Raw genomic sequence first — 22,062 nt, forward strand, 5'->3', positions numbered from 1 at the left:
TTCGCGGAAGAGTGGATAGGAGTTTATCATGACTGTTTTCGGCAGGATCGCGCCCGGATGTGTTCTCGCACTCGGCTTGCTGGCCCAGGTGGGTTTTGCTGCGGATTTTGCAGCCGCCGCCTCGAATTCCCCGAAGATCGTCATTCCGCCGCGCGGCACGAATTCCGTCATCTGCGATTCCCGAGGCTGCTTCGGCTTCGGAGAGCGGCAGTTTTACACTCGCCCCGGCCAGCCGCTACCGATTACGCCGCCCTATACCGGTGGGGTGAACCGCTACGACGCTCCGCGAATTCAGATTCCGCCGCGTGAAACCTATACGCCGCCGAGGACGGTCTATCCTTCGCCGGCCCAGCAGCGCATGCGGCATCAGACATGGTGCGCTGAGCGCTACCGGACGTATAATCCCGGCACCGACCTCTATTCCACGATCAATCGCGGCTTTCAGCCGTGCCGCGCGCCCTTCGACTGACGGCTCGGCGGCACAAGGGTCGTTTTAGCTTTCCAGCGATGTACGATCGGTATGGCCGAGGTCGCGCTCGGGATCGATGACATCGCGCACCCGCTGCTTCAGCTCCTTTGGCCCCGGGAAGCCGCCGTCGCGCTTGCGCTCCCATAGAAGCTCGCCGTCGATGCGGATTTCGAAGACGCCGCCGGTGCCCGGTATCAGCGCCACTTCGCCGAGACTGTCAGTAAAGGTCTGCAGGAGTTCCTGCGCCATCCAGCCGGAGCGCAAAAGCCAGTTGCATTGGGTGCAATAGAGAATGGTGATCCTGGGCTTGTCGCTCATCGCAGAGTCCTCGTTGTTTGCTGACATTTATGCTCAACTTTACCCGGCTGCAAGCCAAAGCAATTCCAGGAAAAGTGCGAAGCGGTTTTCCGTCCGGAATTGCGCAAGGGCAGATGGCAACGCCGATTCGGCATCTCCGTGGAGCGCTGAAACGCTCTGGCCACTTGCCTCTCCCACCGGCTCATGCTCATCTCTCCCGGTAACATGTTCGGGGATCATCGGAATGCGCGTCGCCATCATCGAGAATACGCAGAACACCCCGCTCGGCGCTCTCGGCATCGCGCTCGAAGAGGCCGGGGCTGAGGTTGAATGGTTTCGCCCGTGGAGCGGCGAAGCGCTGCCCAGGGAGACGACGTTCTACGATGCGCTCGTCGTACTCGGCGGCGAGCAGAGCGCCCGCGACGATCACACCCATCCCTATCTGCCCGAGCTGGCGCAGCTCATGCGCCGCTTCGAAAGCGAGGACAAGGCCGTGCTCGGCATCTGTCTCGGCAGCCAGATTCTCGCGCGTGCCTATGAGGCGGAAAATCTTCTCGGCACCGCCCATGAATTCGGCTGGAAGGCAGTGGGCGTCACCGACGAAGGCAAGGCGGATCCTCTGCTCGCCGATGTCGGCGACGACTTCACCATCTTTGAATGGCATTCCGATACCTTTACCTTGCCTGATGGAGCCACGCGCCTCGCGACCAATAGCGTGACACGAAACCAGGCCTTCCGCATCGGCCGCGCCACCTATGGCACGCAGTTCCACTTCGAAGCCAATGCTGCCGTGGTCGACCGCTGGCGCGACGAATTCAAGGAGACCATCGAGCGCAAGGAGCCCGGCTGGCTTGAGAGTTATCCGGAGCTTGTCGCCAGGCACGCCGCTGCGGCCGAGACGGCCGGTCTTGCCATTGCGCGGGCCTGGGTGCGCACGATAGAAGCACAAATGGAGTTTCCGCAGGCTGCGGAAGCGTGAGGATCGCGGGAGGCTTCCAGGCATTAGAAGGCTTGCGGATCCGATGGTGATGTGCCGCGCGTCGAAAATCTATGAAATAGGAGGAGATGCCATCATGAGCACGCTGAAACTACCTTGTGAAGGCGGCTGCCGTTGCGGACAGGTGCGGCTGAAGATCAATGCCAAGCCGCTGCTCACCATGGCCTGCCATTGCACAGGCTGCCAGCGCATGACAGCCGGCCCCTATTCGCTGAGCGCCGCCATCCCCACCGAGGGTTTCGAGGTGACGCAGGGCGAGCCCGTTATCGGCGGCCTGCATGGTGATGTCATCCATCACTATTTCTGCCCGCATTGCATGAGCTGGCTGTTCACAAAGCTGGACGGCGTCGATTGGTTCGTCAATGTCCGCGCTACCGTGCTCAATGACGTCAGCTGGTTCACGCCCTTCATCGAGACCTGGACGAGCGAAAAGCTGCCATGGGTGACGACGCCGGCCAAGCACAGCTATTCCGCGCTGCCCGCGATGGAGGAGTATGAGGGTTTGATCGGGGAGTATATGGCAGGAAACTGAAGTTAGAAGCCTTGGAAAAGAAAGTCGGTCGCGGCGGTAATCTGATCGCCGTGCGGACTGAGATCGGTAACCAATTCTCCGATTTCGGTAAGCGATATAGCTGCCATCAGCTGGGTCGCCATGATGTACGGCTCGCGAGCGATAGTAAATTGCGGGTTGAGCCGTGCCATTGGCATAGACACTTCCTCCGCGCGGAGTAGTGGCGCCATCATCCGCGTACTTAGTCTCTCCAGCAAATCAGACTGAAGGTCTAACGCGAGAATTCGACTTTGTTTCAGGCGATAGACATGGAACCTCGCCATCAGAATTGCCGGTATTTTCCAAATGGCAGGCCGTGTTTTTCAACATAGGCATTGGCTTGGTCGATCGCTTCAGCATTTTCCAAAAGCCATAGGCGCTCACGCTCAGCCTTGATGGCGCGCGCTATGCCATCTTCGGCTGCACGTGAGATATTGATTTTCAGTTCACGGGCATCTGAAACGAGCCCCTCGTCGAGAGACAAATTTGCAGCTTTTCGCGTCGCTTGGGTCATGAGGCATTCCTCAAATTATGCGCAAACTATATGCGCATAATTTGTCGTTGGGAAGAGCCTCACTCATCCCCCATCTTCAATGCGGCAATAAACGCTTCCTGCGGGATTTCGACCTTGCCGAACTGCCGCATGCGCTTCTTGCCTTCCTTCTGCTTGTCGAGCAGCTTGCGCTTGCGGGTGGCGTCGCCGCCGTAGCACTTGGCGGTCACGTCCTTGCGCAGCGCCTTCACCGTCTCGCGCGCGATGATGCGCCCGCCGATGGCGGCCTGGATCGGGATCTGGAACATGTGCTGCGGGATAAGGTCCTTCAGCTTCTCGCACATGACGCGGCCGCGCTTTTCGGCGGCGGAGCGGTGCACGAGCATCGATAGCGCATCCACCGGCTCGGCATTGACGAGGATCGACATCTTGACGAGGTCGCTCTCGCGATAGTCGGTCAGGCTGTAGTCGAAGGAGGCATAGCCCTTGGAGATCGACTTCAGGCGATCGTAGAAATCGAAGACGACTTCGTTGAGCGGCAGGTCGTAGGTGATCATGGCGCGATTGCCGACATAGGTCAGCTCGGTCTGGACGCCGCGGCGGTCCTGGCAGAGCTTCAGGATCGAGCCGAGATAGTCGTCCGGGGTCAGGATCGTCGCCTTGATCCACGGCTCGCGGAATTCGGAAATCTTGACGACGTCGGGCATGTCGGCCGGGTTGTGCAGCTCGATCTCGGTGCCGTCGGTCATGGTGAGCTGATAGACGACCGAAGGAGCCGTCGCGATCAGATCGAGATTGAATTCACGCTCCAGGCGTTCCTGGATGATTTCCAGATGCAGCAGGCCGAGGAAGCCGCAGCGGAAACCGAAGCCAAGAGCGGCCGAGGATTCCATTTCGAAGGAGAAGCTGGCGTCGTTGAGGCGCAGCTTGCCCATGGCGGAACGCAGGTCTTCGAAATCGGCGGCATCGACGGGGAAGAGGCCACAGAAGACGACGGGCTGCGCCGGCTTGAAGCCCGGCAGCGCCTGGGCGGTCGGGCGCTTGTCTTCGGTGATGGTATCGCCGACGCGGGTATCGGCCACTTCCTTGATCGAGGCGGTGATGAAGCCGATCTCGCCGGGGCCGAGACTGTCGACGGCGACCATCTTCGGCGTGAGAACGCCGACGCGCTCGATCTGGTATTTGGCATCCGTGCCCATCATGCGGATGGTCTGGCCCTTGGTCAGCGTGCCGTCGATGATGCGCACGAGAACCATGACGCCGAGATAGGTGTCGTACCAGCTGTCGACCAGCAGCGCCTTCAGCGGCGCCTTTTCGCCACCCGCGCTCTTCGGCGCCGGCAGCTTATGGACGATGGCTTCGAGCACGTCGGGAATGCCGAGCCCGGTCTTGGCCGAAATCAATACGGCGTCGGAGGCGTCGATGCCGATCACTTCCTCGATCTGATCCTTGATGCGGTCGGGTTCAGCCGCCGGCAGGTCGATCTTGTTGAGGACGGTGACGAGCTCGTGATTGTTGTCGATCGCCTGATAGACGTTGGCGAGCGTCTGCGCTTCCACACCCTGCGACGCATCGACGACAAGCAGCGATCCCTCGCAGGCCGACAGCGAGCGCGAGACTTCATAGGCGAAGTCGACGTGTCCGGGCGTGTCGATCAGGTTGAGGATATAGGTCTCGCCATTGTTGGCCTTGTAGTGCAGGCGCACCGTCTGGGCCTTGATGGTGATGCCGCGCTCGCGCTCGATCTCCATATTGTCCAACACCTGCTCCGACATCTCGCGTTCGGCAAGGCCGCCCGTCGTCTGGATCAGGCGGTCGGCCAGCGTCGATTTGCCGTGGTCGATATGGGCCACGATCGAGAAGTTGCGGATATGCGAAAGCGGAGTGGTGGAATTGGTGCTCATGCGCGCCATATAGCAGCGCCGCCCCGCGCCGCAAAGCGGAAAAGCGGGGTTTTGGCGGCTATCTTCACGTTACGTTAGCCTTTCCCAGCCGGCCATCGATGAAAGTCGAAGCGCACTTGATTCCATCATGTGATCGTGTATTTCTTATATAGTGGAATTTTGAAGCGTGAGACATTGATAATGGCGGATGATGATCTGGAACTGGCGATCGGCGCGCGCATCAAGGAGCTGCGCATCGCCCGTGGCCTGACGCTGGATGAGCTTGCCGATGCCTCGGCCGTCAGCCGCGCCATGATCTCGCGCATCGAGCGTGCGGAGGCGAGCCCGACGGCCTCGCTGTTGTCGCGGCTCTGCGCGGCACTCGGTCTTTCGCTTTCGGCCTTCTTTGCCGAGGAGGATGAGGAGGTGTCGCCGCTTGCGCGCCGGGATCAGCAGGCGATCTGGCGCGACCCGGGGACCGGCTATGTCAGACGCGCCGTCTCGCCGCCGGGAACGAGCTCGAAAGTCGACGTCGTCGAAGTCATCTTCCCGGCCGGTGCGAGCGTCATCTTCCCGCCGAACGCGGCAAGCGCCGGCATGACCCAGCATGTCTGGCTGTTCGAAGGCGAGATGGAGGTGACGCATCGTGACGTCGCTCATCGCCTAATGCCTGGCGATTGTCTCTTCATGGGCGTTGGCGACGGCCATGCCTTCCATAATCCCGGCGAGGTTCCGGCGCGCTATAGCGTCATCCTCGATCGCGGCCGTTCATAAGCTCCAAGGATCTTTTTCATGACCGATATTCGTCTTCTCTCCGCTGCTGACGCTCGCGATATGCTCCCCGATCTTTGCGACGTGCTTGCCGATTGCGTCAACAGCGGCGCCTCCGTCGGTTTCATGCAGCCTTACGGGCCGGCGGATGCCATGCCTTATTGGCAAGGCGTTGCCGATAGCGTCGAAAGCGGCGCGACGCTGCTTCTCGTCGCTGTCATCGAGAGCTGGGTTGTCGGAACGGTGCAGGTGGGTACCGCGCAGATGCCGAACCAGCCGCATCGCGGCGATCTCAAGAAACTGCTGGTGCACAGGTCTGCGCGGGGCAAGGGTCTCGCGCGGCTCCTGATGGAGGCGGCGGAGCGCGAGGCAGCCCGTATCGGCAAGACCTTGCTCGTACTCGATACGGCGACGGGGAGCGATGCGGAGGCGATCTATCCACGCCTCGGCTGGCAGCGCGTCGGCGTGGTGCCGGATTATGCCCTATGGCCGGAGGGCGGGTTTTGCGACACGACCATTTTCTATAAGCGTATCGCCGCCTGAGCGGGGCAATTCAGGTCGAAAAGGCGGCAATGGCATCCTGTAATTTGAGGCCTGACGTCCATTGCATCGCCTTCCAGCCGAATTGCCGCGCGGCCTCGATATTGGCCTCGACATCATCGATGAAGCCGATCTCGCTGGCGGGAAGCCCGACACGTTCGGTCGCCAGCCGGAAGAACTCTGTCGCAGGCTTCTGATGGCCGAGGGCGGCAGGGTGAATGAGCGATGCGCCTGCCTTGGAGCTCGTGGAGGTGCTTAACCCCCTCTGTCACTTCGTGACATCTCCCCCACAAGGGGGGAGATTGGGAACCCGCCGCATCGACCTGCCTCACACTAATATTGTACCCGAGGAGACTGAAGCGCATCGTACTAATTGGGGATCGTAGCGAGCTCCCAACGATCTCCCCCCTTGTGGGGGAGATGTCGCGATAGCGACAGAGGGGGGTATCTGAGACATTCAAGGCTGCATGTCACCCTTTTTTCTCGGGCGTGATGCATGTAAGCCTTTGCTCCGGCAAGATAACGGAGGAGGCAGACATGCGGGTCATTTACTCGGAGGATCACAAGCTCAGGGATGCCAAGACCGAGCTGCATGATGGTCAGCTCGTCACACCCTTCGAGGCACCCTTCCGCGCCGAATGGATTCTTGCCGCCGTCAGGGAGGCTGGTTTTACCGACGTCGTTGCGCCTGAAGCGCATGGGCTGGAGACGGCGCGCAAGGTTCACGATCCGGCCTATCTCGATTTTCTCGGTGTGGTCTGGGAGCGCTGGGTCGCCGCTGGCTATAAGGGCGAAGCAATCGCCAACTCCTTTCCCGTCAGGCGCACCAGCCAGCGCGTGCCTGACAATATCGTCGGCCTGATCGGCCATTATGCCAATGCCGCCGACACCTCGATCACCAAGGGATCCTATGAGGCGGCGCTCGCCTCGATGCGCTGCGCCCTGACCGGCGCCGATTGGCTGAACGCCGGCAATCGCTTTGCCTTCGCGCTTTGCCGGCCGCCCGGCCATCACGCCGGCTTCGATCTCTTCGGCGGCTATTGTTTCATCAACAATGCCGGCGTTGCCGCGCAGCGGCTGCGCGATCATGGCGCGACCAAGGTTGCCGTGCTTGATGTCGATTTCCACCATGGCAACGGCACGCAGGATATTTTCTACCGGCGTGGCGATGTTTTCACCGCCTCGCTGCATGGCGATCCTATCCATGCCTTCCCCTATTTCCTCGGCCATGCCGATGAGGAGGGCGAGGGTGATGGCCTTGGCGCCAACCGCAATTACCCCATGCCGCGCGGCACGCCTTGGGAAGTCTGGTCGGCGGCACTCGACGACGCGCTTTCCCGCATCAGGGCGTTCGATGCGGAGGCGATCGTGCTCTCGCTCGGCGTCGACACCTTCGAGCGCGATCCGATCTCCTTCTTCAAGCTGACCTCGCAGGATTTCATTCGCATGGGCGAGCGCATCGCCGCCGGAGGGCTACCCGTTCTTGCCTGCATGGAGGGCGGTTACGGCGTGCCGGAAATCGGTCTCAACGTCGCCAATGTGCTGAAGGGCCTCGAAGCCTGAGAGGCTCTTGCATCAAAGCACCTGATCGCAGCATGAAAAGTTTGAATTTGCCAGCATTAGGCCAGACCTCTAAAAATCCGCGCAATGGGAGAGGTCATGGATCAGAAGCTTATCGAGAGTGGTACGGATGGCGGCACGGCGCTGATGCCGCATGCGGATGTTGCGCCATCGAGCGGCGGCATTGCCGCCGGCGTGCTGATGTGCGTCATGTCCATGTCGTCAATCCAATTCGGCTCGGCCCTGTCGGCTCCGATCATCAACGCCTATGGGCCGGCCGGTGCGACCTGGCTGCGGCTCGTCTTCGCGTCCATTGCACTGGCGCTCATCGTCCGCCCGAAGATCATGAGCTACAGCCGCTCGCAATGGCTCGGCGTGCTGGCGCTTGGCTCCGTATCGGCGTTTATGACGGCTTCCTTTTTCTCGGCGATTGCACGCATTCCGCTGGGTCTTGCCGTCGCCATCGAGTTTCTCGGGCCGCTGCTGGTCGCAACCCTCGGCTTGGGGCTGAGCCGCCAGCTTCTCTGGCCCGTCTTCGCGGCTGTCGGCGTCCTGCTGCTGGCCTATGATGGCGAAGAGTGGGTCGGCAATCTCCCCGGTATCCTCTTTGCCATCGGTGCAGGGGCGGGATGGGCCTGCTATATCCTGTTGACGAAGAAGGTCGGCAATGCCTTCCAGGGGCTGGAAGGGCTTTCCATGTCGCTGCTGGTTGCCGCTGTTGTTTCGACCCCCTTCGGCTATGCCTCCGCCGTTCCACACCTGACAGGTTTCGGCCTCCTCGAAATAGCCGGGCTGGCGCTGCTCGTTCCGCTGCTTCCCTATGTGCTGGAAATGGTGGCGCTGCGGCGCATGCCCACCTCATCCTTCGGCATCCTTATGAGCCTCGAGCCCGCCATCGGCGCCTTCGCCGGCTTCGTCATCCTGGCGCAACCGATGACGCCATCGCAGATGTTCGGCACGGCGCTCGTCGTTTCCGCCAGCATCGGGGCAACGGTTTTTGCTGCGAAAGGCTGATTGGCGGCGGGTTGGTTTGTCGGTCGATTGGTTGGTTACTGAGTATGCCGAGCCTCTTCACCCCCCTCTGTCACTTCGTGACATCTCCCCCACAAGGGGGGAGATTGGTAACTCGCGGAATCCTCCCGCCCCAATCAAATATCGAAGCTATAGACGCTGAACCTTTTAGATTTGGATGAGCGTGCCACATACTCCCAACAATCTCCCCCCTTGTGGGGGAGATGTCCCGAAAGGGACAGAGGGGGGTGTAGGCCCTCTCCACGAACTCAAATCCAAAAAGCTCGCCCATCCCTATCGTGCCGCATCGTCCAGTGCACACTTGGGATCGATCATATCCTCTGCGGACCCGCGGACTTTGTTTGCTCCCATGATTCTCGCCAGAATATAGAAGCCATGCTGCCCATCTGGCGATGTCGAGCCGAAGACGCCGACCACGACGTTTTTCATATTCGAGCGGGCACCATCCACACCGTCCGCGACAAGCTTCAACGGGTTCAAATTCGAAAGGTCATCGGCGGTCTGGAATGTAGCCCACCAACCGGCCTTCGTCCTCAAGTTTGTAAACCGGCTGCTTCCAATCTCTGTCGCATGGGTCTTCAGCAACGTGCGAAAGCGGGACGTCTCGCACCCCATGTGGATATGAAGCCGATCCTGGGTGCGCCAATTGGCAGCATTTATCGCCAGGGCAAAATTCTGGGGCGACTCTTTCCAGGTATGCAGGCCCAGTCCGTCGGCTTGCTCTTTCCAAGCGGCATCGAAATAGTTCGGTGCGTCCGCCGCAAGAAGTCGGGGATCTTCGATGCCGGGCACATCGGCCAACGGCGCAAGAATGGTTCGCTCTTTGTCTGCCGGCTCGCGAAGAACGACGTAGGAAGACAACAGGTCCTTAGCCTGAACTATCTTGAGGCATGGATACGGTGATCCGGTCAGGGCGGAGTTGACCTCGCAGGCCTTGACGACCAGCCCCAGAGCGGAGCGGCTGGCGAACGAGCTCATGATGACGACGGCGATGCCGAGAGAGATAGAGAGAACGACAAGCCGGTGCTTCATGTGTGATTTCGATTTCCTGCTGACGAGCCGATCATTCCCGAAAACCTGCTTCTCATGACGGTTTATCTTATTAACACACTGATATTTCCAGAAGCCCTGTCTGGCAAAACAGAAAATGTTGAACTTGAAATACCGCGATGGCCCGGCTATGGCGCAAACTTGCCATAACGATGTCACCGTGGTCGGCGGCATCGTCGAGCCGCGCATTTGTCCGCGAAGTGCCTTAAACGGTCTTCCTCGCGGGATCATCCAGTGCCGGATTATAGAAGAGCGAGAGCGTCAGGCTCTTGGCAATGCGTTCGGCCGTCGCCATGAACCAGTCCCTTGCCTCAGCGGAAGGTGCGATATCGGCAAGCGTCTGCGAGAAAAGCGCCAGCCATTCCGGAAAAAGCTCGGCGGCCATGCCTTCGACGCCGAGATGCGCCTGTACCGGCTTGCCGCCATAGGCGCCGTTCTTGAAAGCGATCGACGACCAGAAGCGCTTCATCTTTTCCATATGATCGGGCCAGCGCCCGGCAAGCCGTCCGTCGAAGACCGGCCCGAGCTGCGGATGCGCCTGCACGCGGCCATAGAATGTATCGACTAGCCTGTCGATGAATGCGGTGTCGATGCCCATGCGAGCCATTTCCGCCTCGGCCTTTTCGCGGATGCCGGCAAGATGCGCAGTACGGGCCTGTAGTTCCTGTTCCATAATCGTCTCCGGGCGCGCCGGCGGGATATCGCGGCGACCAGCTTTCGCTCCCCTATGTATGCAATTCGCTGTCATAACCAAGCCGTCATGCAAGCGTTGCGGCATTCTGTCAAAATCATCTCGCTTTTGACCGTGGACTTTCGCCGCAGCCCGCGAATTCTCCGACACGATTTACGCTCCTTATGGCGCCTGCGCGCTTGACCGGCGTAATGGCACAATTTAAAATTAGAATAATTCTAAATTTATGAGGCTGCTCTGATGCTGTTAGGCTTATTCCGCCCGTCGAAACGTTCCTTTACCTCCCTGTCCGAGCAGGAGATCCTCGCCATCGCCATCGCTGCCGAAGAGGACGATTCGCGCATCTATCTCGCCTATGCCGATATCCTGCGCCCCAATTTCCCCGAGTCGGCCAAGGTTTTCGAGGATATGGCCGAGGTCGAGGATACACATCGCAAGACACTGATCGACATGCATCGCCAGCGTTTCGGCGAGCGTATTCCGCTCATCCGGCGCGAGCACGTCCGAGGATTCTACGAGCGCAAGCCGGATTGGCTGCGCAAGAACCTCTCGCTCGATGCCATGCGCGATGAGGCCGAGGCGATGGAGCAGCAGGCCTATCATTTCTATGTCGAAGCCGCCAAGCAGGTTTCCGATGCCTCGACACGCCAGCTTCTCGGCGATCTGGCGCTGGCCGAGCAGGGGCATGAAGATGTTGCCCGCATGCTCGGCGACAAGCACACGCCGGAGACGGTCAAGCAGGAGGAGGATGCTCAGGCGCGCCGTCAGTTCGTGCTGACCTATGTGCAGCCGGGCCTTGCCGGCCTGATGGATGGCTCCGTCTCGACGCTCGCGCCGATCTTCGCCGCCGCCTTCGCCACGCAGCAGACATGGCAGACCTTTCTCGTCGGTCTTTCGGCGTCTGTCGGCGCCGGCATCTCCATGGGTTTCACCGAGGCGGCACATGACGACGGCAAGATTTCCGGCCGCGGCTCGCCGATCAAGCGTGGCCTTGCCTGCGGCATCATGACGGCGATTGGCGGTCTCGGCCATGCGCTTCCCTATCTCATCCCGCACTTCTGGACCGCGACGATCACCGCCGCCGTCGTCGTCTTCTTCGAGCTGTGGGCCATCGCCTTCATCCAGAACAGATATATGGAAACGCCGTTCCTGCGCGCGGCCTTCCAGGTCGTCCTTGGCGGCTCGCTCGTGCTTGGGGCCGGCATTCTGATCGGGAATGGGTGAGGTATGGGTGATCTTTTGTCTCCTTGGGTAGGGCGGAGATAATCCATCTTCACGAAATGTTAAAATTCGGAACGCCTGCCGCCGCCGTCGGTTAGCAACACGAGGCCGCTCTTGGCCTCGTCAGCAAACCAAAGGAGACGATCCAATGGCAAACCAAGGTGGAACCCACGAGCAGCATGTGAAGGCTGGCCAGCAGAGCCACAAGAATATGGAGAACAACACCAGGAATGCTTCGTCCACCAACACTCGCGAGCAGCACTCTGGCGGCTCCCGCGGCGGCACCCACGAGCAACACGTCAAGGCAGGCCAGCAGAGCCATAAGAACAGTTGACGTTCGTGGTGACAGCTAATTCGTCCCTACCGCAGGGTAGGGAGTGTTCTTACCACATGATGAAAAGCGAAGGGCCGGTCCGATGGGCCGGCCTTGCTGCGTGATGCAATTTGCTTTTACGCTTACTTGACGGCGCCGACCAGAACGTCGTTGCCGTTTTCGATGGTAACCCAGCGCCCGGCATTGAAGCTCGCTTGACGCTTCAGGTAGGAATAAGGGGTCTTGTTCCAGACCTTGATCTGGTCCTCGAGGTTGTCGAGGATATAATCGCCCTGCTTGGTACGCAGGGTCAGCACCGCATGGCCCTCGCCATCCGGCTTGCGCACGACCGTCATCAGCAGGTTCGAGGCGGAAATGCCGCTCTGTATCAGGAGCTTGCGCTTCAGCAGGGCAAAATCCTCGCAATCGCCGGCGGTCTTCGGATATTCCCAATATTCTTCCTGGCCATAGACTTCCATATCCGTTGCCGGTTGGATGGTCTTGTTGACGCGCAGATTGATCTGGCTGACCAGCGCCCATGAGGCGGCGTTCATGTCGAGGGGACCGGCATTGCGGGTCGGGCCGCATTCGTCGGCATGTCTCTGGCAGAAATCGTAGTGCCCGATCGGCTGGGAGGTCACGTTGCCAACCGTCATCGACGCGCTCTGCTGAGGCGCCGGCACAGCCGACGACGACATCGCAACTATAGCAGCGAAGGCAATCAATACGCCCTTAATACGCACGCCCACTATCCTTGTATCGTCCCTGCATTTGTTAACAAATTGTTAATGTAGGGGGACGTGGGAAGTCAATCGTTACTTAAGTGTTAACGCCGGAACCGGCTCACATGGTTAATTTCGGCACAATCCAGAGGATAGTTGCCACAATTCCATGCCTCTTATGATTATGGAAGCGCGCGCAGATATAGCCCCGGCAGCGATGCGGCGCTTGAGGTATTTCGCTCGTATCTGCTTGTTATTATGGCGTATTATGCAGAGCCAAGGTTTGGGCGACGGTCAGCATGCGTTCCAGATCCTGGGGGCGCGACAGTCGATGGTCGCCATCGCGCACAAGCGTTAACACCACATCGTCTGCCGGCAGGTGCTCGACGAGCTTTAACGAATGCGCGAAGGGCACGTCGGCATCCTGCATGCCCTGCAATATGTGTACCGGGCAGCCGGTCTCGACGATGCCGGTCAGCACACGATGGGTGCGGCCGTCCTCGATAAGGGCGCGGGTGAAGATGTTCGGCTCGGGGCTATATTCCGAAGGCTCCTCGAAATAGCCGCGTTCCTCCAGCGATCGCCGCTCCACCTCGGAAAGATTGGGTTCGATGAGATCGATGGTGAAGTCCGGAGCGGGTGCTATCAGCACTAGGCCGGCAACGGCGGCCGCCTTCTTGCGCTTGCGCAATTCCTGGATGAGCCGCAGCGCGATCCAGCCGCCCATCGACGAGCCGACAAGAACGATCTTATTCGGCTTCGTATGGTCGATGACGGCAAGCGCCTCTTCCAGCCAGCGCGAAATCGTGCCGTCGGTAAACTTGCCGCCGGATTGGCCGTGGCCGGAATAGTCGAAGCGGATGCAGCCGAGCCCCAGTCGCGCCGCCAGCGCATCCAGCTCCACCGCCTTGGTGCCGCTCATGTCGGATCGATAGCCGGAGAGCCAGACGAAGCTGACGTTCTTGGCACCCTTGCCGGCAGCACGCTGGACGACGGCGATCTGGCGTTCGTTCTCGCCCGTACCAACGGGAAGAAGGGTCGGTTGGATGGCTGCGGCTGTCTCGGACATGAAAAACTCCCGGATTTTCTGCCCTATAGAACAGATTCGCGTTTGCGTGACCCGAAAAATCCTCGATCTTTGCGCAAGGGTTTCTATATTATTCGGGAACGATACTGTGTCCTTGGCGCATCTGCGCTCCCGTGACACTCTCCTGACACGCGGGAGGTGCTTTTTTCCTGCTGTCATGCTATTGACTTCAACACAGCTTTTACGACATTTCCGTCAGTTGCGCCGACGGGGAGTGAGAGGCTGCAGCTATCCGAAACAATTCGTGGAGAATACGACCATTCGCAGACCCTTTAAAACCGATGCGCCCGTAAAGGACGGGCCACGTTCCAACAGGGAAATTCGCGTTCCCAAAGTTCAGCTCATTACAGCTGACGGCCAGAATTTGGGCGTTGTGCCGATCGACCAGGCATTGAGAATGGCAGAGGAGGCCGGTCTCGATCTGGTGGAAATTTCCCCCAATGCTGATGCGCCTGTGTGCAAGATCCTCGACCTGGGTAAGCTGAAATACGCCAACCAGAAGAAGGCCGCCGAAGCGCGCAAGAAGCAGAAGATCGTCGAAGTCAAAGAAATCAAGATGCGCCCGAACATCGACACCCATGATTATGAGGTGAAGATGAAGGCGATCGGCCGTTTCTTCGAGGAAGGCGATAAGGTGAAGGTGACCTTGAAGTTCCGTGGCCGCGAAATGGCTCACCAGGAACTCGGTATGAAGCTTCTTCAGCAGGTCAAGGAAGATACGCTCGAGATCGCCAAGGTCGAAGCCGAACCCAAGCTCGAAGGCCGCCAGATGATGATGGTACTTGCGCCCAAGTGAGGCGCAGGTTGAAATAAGAGGTCGGAGCCGTCCCATTGGGCGGCTTTTCCTTTTTGCGGTGCGGTTGCGCGTTGTCATCGATCTGAAAAGATTCACGCGCTCGGCCCGTTGCACTCTGAGGCAAGTGCGGTTATAAGCGCGCGTCCGAACTGACCGGCAGGGCATGCCGTGGCAGTTCAGAATGCTGGCGGAGCGGTTCGTCACCGGATCCGCAGTTCAACAACAAACGCTCCGGCACCTTGTTACAGCCCGGCCTGTCCGGACCTGTGGGAAGGCTTTTAGAAAAAAAGCGCGCCAGGAAGCATCGAAGGAGTAGCAAAATGCCCAAGATGAAGACGAAGTCCTCTGCCAAGAAGCGGTTCAAGATCACCGCCTCCGGCAAGGTCAAGGCAGCCGCTGCTGGCAAGCGCCACGGCATGATCAAGCGTAGCAACAAGTTCATTCGCGATGCCCGCGGCACCATGGTTCTCGCAGAACCAGATGGCCGTAAGGTTATCAAGAACTACTTGCCGAACGGTCTCTAAGACTATTCGTAACGCTATAGACTAAGGAGATCATGACATGGCACGCGTAAAAAGAGGCGTTACCGCCCACGCCAAGCACAAGAAGGTTCTGAAGGCAGCCAAGGGCTTCTACGGCCGCCGCAAGAACACCATCCGTACCGCCAAGGCCGCCGTCGACCGTTCGAAGCAGTACGCTTACCGCGACCGCAAGGTCAACAAGCGCAACTTCCGCGCCCTCTGGATCCAGCGTATCAACGCTGCCGTCCGCGAATTCGGCCTGACTTACGGCCGCTTCATCGACGGTCTGAACAAGGCTGGCATCGAAGTCGACCGCAAGGTTCTCTCCGACATGGCAATCCATGAGCCGGAAGCTTTCGGTGCACTCGTTGCTGCTTCGAAGAAGGCTCTCGAATACCTCAAGGAAGCTGGCACGAAGAACGAGTTCGAAGCAGCCGTTAACTAACGCTGCCTCGCACGTCTTTCGTAAATTCATTATGAAACCCGCGCTGGCGAAACCGGCGCGGGTTTTGTGTTTTGCAGCATACGCTTTTCCACCGTGTCAGGCTGTCCTGTTGGGCGAGACCCGAAAAACGGGTCGCTCGTCGGGCGGGAAGTGCCAAGGACCGCATTCTCGGCGTGTTTTTGTCATTTGCCCGGTTGATTGGCTGCGTGCACATGGGTAGTGATCTCCAGCGCTTCATCGTTGCCACAAGCTTTCTGATGCATGCGTTTACCAATTATTCCGTGGACTGAGTGCCCGATGGCCGTGGTCCGCAAGGCAGGACCAGATGACGGAACTCGTAACGCTTGAAACCCAACTTATGGCCGAAGTGGCGGCTGCGACCGACGAGCAGTCGATCGAGGCTATCAGGGTCGCCGCGCTCGGCAAGAAGGGCTCGGTTTCGGAACTGTTGAAGACGCTGGGCTCGATGTCGCCGGAAGAACGGCAGACGCGCGGTGCTGCGATCAACGCCTTGAAGAATTCCGTCGCTGACGCGATCAATGAACGCAAGGGCGCGCTACGCGACGCGGCGATCGAGGCGAAGCTGAAAGCCGAAACCGTCGATGTCAGCCTGCCAGTCCGTTCCTCGCCGGCCGAGCGCGGCCGCATTCACCCGATCAGCCAGATCGTCGACGAGATCACCGCCATCTTCGGCGACATGGGCTTTTCGATCGCCGAAGGTCCCGATGTCGAGACCGACTACTATAACTTCACGGCGCTGAACTTCCCGGAAGGGCACCCGGCCCGCGAGATGCACGACACCTTCTTCTTCCAGCCGGATGAAAAGGGCGAGCGCAAGGTGCTGCGCACGCACACTTCGCCGGTGCAGATACGCACCATGGAAGCGCAAAAGCCGCCGATCCGCATCATCATCCCCGGCAAGACCTACCGTCAGGACAGCGACGCCACGCATTCGCCGATGTTCCATCAGGTCGAAGGTCTCGTCATCGACAAGACGGCCAACGTCGCCAATATCCGCTGGGTGCTCGAAGAATTCTGCAAGACCTTCTTCGAGGTCGACAATGTGACGATGCGCTTCCGCCCGTCTTTCTTCCCGTTCACGGAGCCCTCCTTCGAGGTCGATATCCAGTGCGACCGCTCTGGCCCGATCGTCAAGTTCGGCGAAGGCACCGACTGGATGGAAATCCTCGGCTGCGGCATGGTGCATCCGAATGTGCTGCGCTATGGCGGCCTCGATCCGGACGAATACCAGGGGTTTGCCTGGGGCATGGGCCTCGACCGCATCGCCATGCTGAAATACGGCATGCCCGACCTGCGCGACTTCTTCAATGCCGATGTCCGCTGGATGAACCACTATGGCTTCCGCCCGCTCGACATGCCGACCCTGTTCGGCGGCCTGAGCGCGTAAGGAAGGGATGAAACACATGAAATTCACACTCTCCTGGCTGAAAGAGCATCTGGAAACCGACGCCACGCTCGATGAGATTTGCGCCCGCCTGACAATGATCGGGCTGGAAGTGGAAGAGGTCGACGACAAGGCGGCGTTCAAGCCCTTCGTCATCGCCAAGGTTCTCTCTGCCGAAAAGCATCCGCAGGCCGATCGCCTGAAGGTGCTGATGGTCGATACCGGCAGCGGTGCGCCCATTCAGGTCGTCTGCGGCGCTCCGAATGCGCGCGCCGGGCTCGTCGGTGCCTTCGCGGCCCCCGGCACCTATGTCCCCGGCATCGACGTGACGCTTGCGATCGGCAACATCCGCGGCGTCGAGAGCCGTGGCATGATGTGCTCGGAAAAGGAGCTGGAAATCTCCGACAGCCATGACGGCATCATCGACCTTCCGGAAGATGCGCCCATCGGTACGAGCTTTGCCGCCTATGCCGGGCTTGACGATCCGATGATCGAGATCAACCTGACGCCGAACCGCCCGGATTGCACCGGCGTCTACGGCATTGCCCGCGATCTCGCCGCCTCCGGCCTCGGCACGTTGAAGCCGCGCAGCACGCCCTCCTTCGCGATCGAAGGCGAAACGACGACCGAGCTCAAGATCGATCTGGATGATGCGCGCCTTTGCCCCGGCTTTGCGCTGCGCCTCGTGCGCGGCGTCAAGAACGGCCCGAGCCCGAAGTGGATGCAGCAGCGGCTGCTCGCCATCGGCCTTCGCCCCATCAGCGCGCTGGTCGATATCACCAACTACATGACCTTCGATCAAGGCCGGCCGATGCACGTCTTCGACGCCGCCAAGGTCAAGGGCAATCTCATGGTGCGCCGCGCCAGGGATGGCGAAACCGTGCTGGCGCTCGACGAGCGCGAATACAAGCTCAACCCCAGCAATGTCGTCATCTCCGATGACAACGGCGTCGAGTCGATCGGCGGCATCATGGGCGGCGAGCATTCCGGCTGCGACGAGAACACCACGGACGTACTGATCGAGTCGGCCCTCTGGGATCCGATGAACATCGCCAAGAGCGGCCGCAGCCTCGGCATCATCACCGATGCGCGTTATCGCTTCGAGCGCGGCGTCGATCCGGAATATATGGTGCCCGGCCTTGAACGTACGACCGAGCTGGTATTGACCAGCTGTGGCGGCACAGCCGCCAAGGCTCGCGTCGAAGGCTACAAGGGCTATGAGGCCAAGGTCGTCGATTTCCCGTTGTCGGAGGTCAAGCGCCTGACCGGCCTCGAAGTCTCGGCCGATGAGAGCAAATCCATCCTGACGAAGCTCGGCTTCTCGGTTTCCGGCTCGGGCGAGCGTGTCTCCGTCGCCGTTCCCTCCTGGCGCCCGGATGTCGATGGCAAGGCCGATCTCGTCGAAGAGATCATGCGCATTCACGGCGTCGACAACATCAAGCCGCAGCCGCTCGCCAGCCATGCCGCCGTCAACGGCAAGATCCTGACGACGCTGCAGATCCGCACCCGCGCTGCCAAGCGGGCGCTCGCCTCGCGCGGCATGCTCGAAGCCGTCACGTGGTCCTTCATTTCCGAAGACCAGGCCAAGCTCTTCGGCGGCGGCTCCAACGCGCTGAAGCTTGCCAATCCGATCGCATCGGACATGTCCGACATGCGCCCCTCGCTGCTGCCCGGGCTGCTGTCGGCCGCGCAGCGCAATGCCGACAAGGGCTATGGCGACGTCGCGATCTTCGAAGTCTCCGGCACCTATGAGAACGACACGCCCGAAGGCCAGCGTCGCGTCGCCGGCGGTATCCGTCGCGGTACGGCAACGCTTGTCGGCGCCGGCCGCATGTGGTCGAACGCCGCCAAGGGCGGCGGCAAGCCCGTCGATGTCTTCGATGCCAAGGCCGATGCTCTGGCTGTCATCGAGGCCTGCGGCCTGCCGATGGGCAATATCCAGATCGAGCAGGGCGGCCCCGCCTGGTATCACCCTGGCCGTTCCGGCACCATCAAGATGGGGCCGAAGGTCGTGCTCGGCTATTTCGGCGAATTCCATCCGAAGACGCTGGAAGCGCTTGATGTCTCCGGCGCTCTCGCCGGCTTCGAAGTCTATGTCGATGCCATGCCCGAGCCGAAGAAGAAGGCGACCCGCACCAAACCGGCGCTGGAGCTTTCTCCCTTCCAGGCCGTCAAGCGCGACTTCGCCTTCGTGGTCGATAAGTCGGTGGAAGCCGGCGCCGTCGTCCGCGCTGCCGTCGGCGCCGACCGCAAGCTGGTCACCGGCGTCAACGTCTTCGACATCTTCGAGGGCGCATCGCTTGGCGAAGGCAAGAAGTCCATCGCCATCGAGGTTCAGATCCAGCCGGCCGAACGCACGCTGACCGATGAGGATTTCGAGGCGCTCACGCAGAAGATCGTGGCGAATGTCACGAAATCGACGGGTGGGGTACTGAGAGGGTAAGCTGCTGAATTCGCGGAGGGTGCAGCACCCCTCTGTCGCTCTCGCGACATCTCCCGCACATGGGGGAGATTGGTAACTCGCGGCGCTCTTTCGCCTCAAGTTGACATCGCATCTGTTGAAACCGAGGTTTCTGCTTTAACGAGGATGAGCGGCATACTCCCACCAATCTCCCCCCTTGTGGGGGAGATGTCGCGACAGCGACAGAGGGGGTATCAGAGGCTCGGCATACTCAGTGTCGCATCATCTACCGATGCAGGTGATACACCTTGTTCACCACGCTCCACCGCCCGTCGATCTTCAGCAGGGAAAGATAATCCGAAAACCGCATGCCGGCGAATTCGTCGACGACCTTGACGCTGGCCGCATCGCCTTCGATGTCGATCAGCTCGATCTCCATCAGCGGTATCGTGTCCGGCGGGGCGCTGCCTTGCTCGACGATGGCGGCAATGAATTCATCCCGCGTCATCCATTCCACCGCGCCTTGATAATTGCCGATGATATCAGCCCGCGGATGGAACGCCTTGCGCAGCGCCGGCTCGTTCGCGAATGCCATGCCATCGACATAGAGATGAACAACCGCACGGATTGCCTGCTCTTCCGACATCTCGTCATTCCTCGTTTGAGTATCCGATAAACTATCACAGGTGGGTCTGGCTCGCAAAACTCGCGCCTGAAATCGACCTATTCCACGAAAACCCGCACGCTTGCCGCGCGTCCCGCCGCATCGATGACGGTCAGCGTCGAATAGCCCGCGCCGTCGGGCGTCCACTGATTGGTGCGGCGGCGCGACATGTCGGGCAGCGGTTTGCCGTTGGCGAGCCATCGGAATGGCGCCCGTCCGCCCTGCAGCTTCAGCGCCAGCGGCATGATCTCGTTGCTGCCGCTGCTTGCGCCGAGATCGACGCGCGCGCCTTCCGGCGGATAGACGATCTGCGGCGCCGGCTCGCGGCTGGACGCCGCCAGCAGCCCGGCGGCGGTCACGGAAAAGCGCCGCTGGCTGATCGGCAGCTCGGTCGGAGCGATGCGCACCGCGCCCATAGGAGCGGAAGGAAAGGGGGTTATGGCAACGCCCGATTTGGCGAAGGCCTCGAACAGGATGGGCGCGGCCGAAACATAGCCCGCCAGCCCCGGCACGGCGCCATTGTCCGGGCGGCCGACCCAGACGCCGAGCACATGCGCACCGTCATAGCCGATCGACCAGGCATCGCGATTGCCGTAGCTGGTTCCGGTCTTGTAGGCGATGCCGAGCTGCTTGCTGCCGCGCGGCGCGATGATGTCCGAGAGAATGTCGGTGATGTTCCACACCGCGATCGGCTCCATCAGCGGTTCGCCGTCGATCGGTCCTGGCTCGTCCTGAACGCCATCGCCGATCCGCATCGCCTTGCCGCGATTGGCAAGTCCGGCATAGAGCTGCACGAGATCCTTCAGCGTCACGCCGACACCGCCGAGGCCGATCGCAAGGCCAGGCGCCTCGTTCGGCGGCAGCTTCGGCTTCACCTCGGCGCGGCGGAAACGCACCAGCAGCCGGGTCGGCCCAACGGCATCGAGCAGGCGCACGGCCGGCACGTTGAGCGACAGCTGCAGCGCCTGGCGCACGCTGACATCGCCCTGGTAGCTCATGTCGAAATTGCGCGGGCGATAGCCGTAGAAATCGGCGGGGCGATCCTCGATGATCGTTTCCTGCGCCACATAGCCCTGTTCGAAGGCGAGGCCGTAGATGAAGGGCTTTAGAGTCGAGCCGGGCGATCGCAGCACGCGGGTCATGTCGATCCAGCCCGTGCGGGAGGAATCGAAATAATTGGCCGAGCCGACTTCGCCGATGATCTCGCCCGTCTTGGCGTCAGCCATGATCATGGCCACCGACACCTTCGGCCCGAGCCGTTTTGCAGCGGCATCCGCAATGGCTTCCAGACCCTGCTGAACATCGCGCCTCAGCGTTGTCTTGTGCCTGATGACGCCGGGTTGCTTGCGGAGCGCCAACTCGGCCAAATGAGCGGCATAGGCCGGCAGCTGCCGCCGCTGAGCCGGAATAGAGGATAGCGAAGCGCGTTCTGCTTCGCCTTCGCCGATGATGGTAGCGACGGCCGCGCGCTCGAGCACGCGGTGGCGGGCGGCCTGGGCGGCAACGAGGTTGCGGTCCGGCCGGCGCTTTTCCGGCAGCTGCGGCAGCGCGACGAGCAGGCCCGCCTGCGCGACGGTCAAATGCCGCGGCTCCTTGCCGAAATAGGCAAGGCTCGCGGCGCGGACCCCTTCCAGATTGCCGCCGTAAGGCGCGTGCGTGAGATAGAGATCGAGGATCTGTTCCTTGGTGAGCCGCCGCTCGATCTGGATGGCGCGGATGACCTGCAGAAGCTTCGCCGTCATCGAGCGCTCGCTGCGCGGCTCGATCAGGCGCGCCACCTGCATGGAGAGCGTCGAACCTCCGGAGACGATGCGACCATGCGTGATGAGCTGCAGAAAGGCGCGTCCGATTGCCATGGGATCGACGCCGTGGTGATCGTAGAAGCGCCGGTCCTCATAGGCGACCAGCATGCGCAGAAATTGCGGATCGACATCGGCAACACCGGTCTTCAGCCGCCAGCGCCCCTCGGGCGTGGCGAAGGCGCGCAGGAGATCGCCATTGGCGTCGAGCACCTCGGCCGAAACGACATGGGCATTGTCGAGCGGCGGCGGATAGGCGCGGTCCGCGGCCGCAAGGCCGAAGACCAGCGCCACCACTGTGACGGCAGTGGCTCCAAGGCCGATCGCAATTTTCCACCGCGCTTTCATTTCTGCT

At 60.7% G+C, this 22,062-nt stretch carries 25 protein-coding genes; 14 read left to right on the forward strand and 11 right to left on the reverse strand.

The window, feature by feature from the left end:
- Positions 1-28: 28 nt before the first annotated feature.
- Positions 29-469: a BA14K family protein gene (locus tag FP026_RS00765; RefSeq protein WP_149632745.1), complete on the forward strand. Its 441-nt coding sequence runs from the start codon at positions 29-31 to the stop codon at positions 467-469.
- A 24-nt stretch (positions 470-493) separates the two neighbouring features.
- Here FP026_RS00765 and FP026_RS00770 read toward each other — a convergent pair whose 3' ends face one another.
- On the reverse strand, positions 494-787 hold the full coding sequence (locus FP026_RS00770) for a SelT/SelW/SelH family protein (protein WP_149632746.1): 294 nt from the start codon (positions 785-787) through the stop codon (positions 494-496).
- Between the two features lie 223 nt (positions 788-1,010).
- Between FP026_RS00770 and FP026_RS00780 the strand changes: the two genes are divergently transcribed.
- Entirely contained in the window at positions 1,011-1,745 is a 735-nt protein-coding gene (locus FP026_RS00780; RefSeq protein WP_149632748.1) for a type 1 glutamine amidotransferase, read from the forward strand.
- A gap of 94 nt (positions 1,746-1,839) precedes the next feature.
- Positions 1,840-2,295, forward strand: a complete 456-nt coding sequence (locus tag FP026_RS00785; RefSeq protein ID WP_149632749.1) for a GFA family protein — start codon at positions 1,840-1,842, stop codon at positions 2,293-2,295.
- Positions 2,296-2,297: 2 nt separating this feature from the next.
- Here FP026_RS00785 and FP026_RS00790 read toward each other — a convergent pair whose 3' ends face one another.
- Genes FP026_RS00790 through lepA form a run of 3 tightly spaced genes read right to left on the reverse strand, consistent with a single transcriptional unit; the run spans position 2,298 to position 4,719 of the window.
- The gene (locus FP026_RS00790; protein ID WP_149632750.1) at positions 2,298-2,597 is read right to left on the reverse strand and encodes a CcdB family protein; all 300 of its coding nucleotides are present in this window, start codon (positions 2,595-2,597) and stop codon (positions 2,298-2,300) included.
- Positions 2,597-2,827, reverse strand: coding sequence for a type II toxin-antitoxin system CcdA family antitoxin (locus FP026_RS00795; protein ID WP_112508970.1), 231 nt, complete (start codon positions 2,825-2,827; stop codon positions 2,597-2,599). Before FP026_RS00795 ends, FP026_RS00790 begins: the two co-directional genes overlap by 1 nt.
- A gap of 59 nt (positions 2,828-2,886) precedes the next feature.
- Positions 2,887-4,719, reverse strand: coding sequence for a translation elongation factor 4 (gene lepA / locus FP026_RS00800; protein ID WP_149632751.1), 1,833 nt, complete (start codon positions 4,717-4,719; stop codon positions 2,887-2,889).
- Positions 4,720-4,890: 171 nt separating this feature from the next.
- Here lepA and FP026_RS00805 point away from each other — a divergent pair, with 171 nt between their 5' ends.
- Both FP026_RS00805 and FP026_RS00810 read left to right on the forward strand, forming a co-directional pair.
- Positions 4,891-5,463, forward strand: coding sequence for a helix-turn-helix domain-containing protein (locus tag FP026_RS00805; RefSeq protein WP_149632752.1), 573 nt, complete (start codon positions 4,891-4,893; stop codon positions 5,461-5,463).
- A gap of 18 nt (positions 5,464-5,481) precedes the next feature.
- Positions 5,482-6,003, forward strand: a complete 522-nt coding sequence (locus tag FP026_RS00810; protein WP_149632753.1) for a GNAT family N-acetyltransferase — start codon at positions 5,482-5,484, stop codon at positions 6,001-6,003.
- Between the two features lie 10 nt (positions 6,004-6,013).
- On the opposite strand, the gene FP026_RS00815 is transcribed toward FP026_RS00810, so the two are convergent.
- On the reverse strand, positions 6,014-6,220 hold the full coding sequence (locus FP026_RS00815; RefSeq protein ID WP_149633130.1) for an HAD-IA family hydrolase: 207 nt from the start codon (positions 6,218-6,220) through the stop codon (positions 6,014-6,016).
- 317 nt (positions 6,221-6,537) lie between these two features.
- On the opposite strand from FP026_RS00815, the gene FP026_RS00820 reads away from it, so the two are divergent.
- Together FP026_RS00820 and FP026_RS00825 are read left to right on the forward strand one after the other, a co-directional pair.
- A complete protein-coding gene (locus FP026_RS00820) occupies positions 6,538-7,563 on the forward strand; it encodes a histone deacetylase family protein (RefSeq protein ID WP_149632754.1) in 1,026 nt (341 codons plus the stop codon).
- A 96-nt stretch (positions 7,564-7,659) separates the two neighbouring features.
- Positions 7,660-8,574, forward strand: coding sequence for an EamA family transporter (locus tag FP026_RS00825; RefSeq protein ID WP_188112462.1), 915 nt, complete (start codon positions 7,660-7,662; stop codon positions 8,572-8,574).
- 291 nt (positions 8,575-8,865) lie between these two features.
- Here the strand turns inward: FP026_RS00825 and FP026_RS00830 are convergent, their stop codons facing one another.
- Positions 8,866-9,831: a CDP-diacylglycerol diphosphatase gene (locus FP026_RS00830; protein WP_246665199.1), complete on the reverse strand. Its 966-nt coding sequence runs from the start codon at positions 9,829-9,831 to the stop codon at positions 8,866-8,868.
- A 16-nt stretch (positions 9,832-9,847) separates the two neighbouring features.
- Entirely contained in the window at positions 9,848-10,315 is a 468-nt protein-coding gene (locus FP026_RS00835) for a group III truncated hemoglobin (protein ID WP_149632755.1), read from the reverse strand.
- Between the two features lie 258 nt (positions 10,316-10,573).
- Here FP026_RS00835 and mbfA point away from each other — a divergent pair, with 258 nt between their 5' ends.
- Positions 10,574-11,557 carry an iron exporter MbfA gene (gene mbfA / locus FP026_RS00840; protein WP_112343533.1) on the forward strand — a complete coding sequence of 328 codons (984 nt, stop codon included), beginning with the start codon at positions 10,574-10,576 and terminating at the stop codon, positions 11,555-11,557.
- A gap of 145 nt (positions 11,558-11,702) precedes the next feature.
- Entirely contained in the window at positions 11,703-11,888 is a 186-nt protein-coding gene (locus FP026_RS00845; RefSeq protein ID WP_149632756.1) for a hypothetical protein, read from the forward strand.
- 122 nt (positions 11,889-12,010) lie between these two features.
- On the opposite strand, the gene FP026_RS00850 is transcribed toward FP026_RS00845, so the two are convergent.
- Together FP026_RS00850 and FP026_RS00855 are read right to left on the reverse strand one after the other, a co-directional pair.
- Entirely contained in the window at positions 12,011-12,610 is a 600-nt protein-coding gene (locus tag FP026_RS00850; protein WP_149632757.1) for a transglutaminase-like cysteine peptidase, read from the reverse strand.
- 235 nt (positions 12,611-12,845) lie between these two features.
- Positions 12,846-13,658 (reverse strand): alpha/beta hydrolase, encoded by an 813-nt coding sequence (locus tag FP026_RS00855; RefSeq protein ID WP_149632758.1) that lies wholly within the window; start codon positions 13,656-13,658, stop codon positions 12,846-12,848.
- A gap of 277 nt (positions 13,659-13,935) precedes the next feature.
- Between FP026_RS00855 and infC the strand changes: the two genes are divergently transcribed.
- The 5 genes from infC to pheT all read left to right on the forward strand — a co-directional run bounded on the left by infC (position 13,936) and on the right by pheT (position 19,286).
- Positions 13,936-14,472: a translation initiation factor IF-3 gene (gene infC, locus FP026_RS00860; RefSeq protein WP_181476247.1), complete on the forward strand. Its 537-nt coding sequence runs from the start codon at positions 13,936-13,938 to the stop codon at positions 14,470-14,472.
- A gap of 320 nt (positions 14,473-14,792) precedes the next feature.
- On the forward strand, positions 14,793-14,996 hold the full coding sequence (gene rpmI / locus FP026_RS00870; protein WP_012759782.1) for a 50S ribosomal protein L35: 204 nt from the start codon (positions 14,793-14,795) through the stop codon (positions 14,994-14,996).
- A gap of 37 nt (positions 14,997-15,033) precedes the next feature.
- Entirely contained in the window at positions 15,034-15,438 is a 405-nt protein-coding gene (gene rplT, locus FP026_RS00875) for a 50S ribosomal protein L20 (protein WP_149632760.1), read from the forward strand.
- A gap of 325 nt (positions 15,439-15,763) precedes the next feature.
- Positions 15,764-16,846: a phenylalanine--tRNA ligase subunit alpha gene (gene pheS / locus FP026_RS00885; protein WP_149632761.1), complete on the forward strand. Its 1,083-nt coding sequence runs from the start codon at positions 15,764-15,766 to the stop codon at positions 16,844-16,846.
- 16 nt (positions 16,847-16,862) lie between these two features.
- Entirely contained in the window at positions 16,863-19,286 is a 2,424-nt protein-coding gene (gene pheT, locus FP026_RS00890) for a phenylalanine--tRNA ligase subunit beta (protein WP_149632762.1), read from the forward strand.
- Positions 19,287-19,530: 244 nt separating this feature from the next.
- On the opposite strand, the gene FP026_RS00895 is transcribed toward pheT, so the two are convergent.
- Together FP026_RS00895 and pbpC are read right to left on the reverse strand one after the other, a co-directional pair.
- Positions 19,531-19,890, reverse strand: coding sequence for a nuclear transport factor 2 family protein (locus FP026_RS00895; RefSeq protein WP_149632763.1), 360 nt, complete (start codon positions 19,888-19,890; stop codon positions 19,531-19,533).
- A gap of 77 nt (positions 19,891-19,967) precedes the next feature.
- Positions 19,968-22,055: a penicillin-binding protein 1C gene (pbpC, locus tag FP026_RS00900; RefSeq protein ID WP_149632764.1), complete on the reverse strand. Its 2,088-nt coding sequence runs from the start codon at positions 22,053-22,055 to the stop codon at positions 19,968-19,970.
- Positions 22,056-22,062: the final 7 nt, after the last annotated feature.

The sequence above is a fragment of the Martinezella tropici genome, assembly GCF_008370325.1.
Taxonomy (GTDB): domain Bacteria; phylum Pseudomonadota; class Alphaproteobacteria; order Rhizobiales; family Rhizobiaceae; genus Rhizobium; species Rhizobium tropici_B.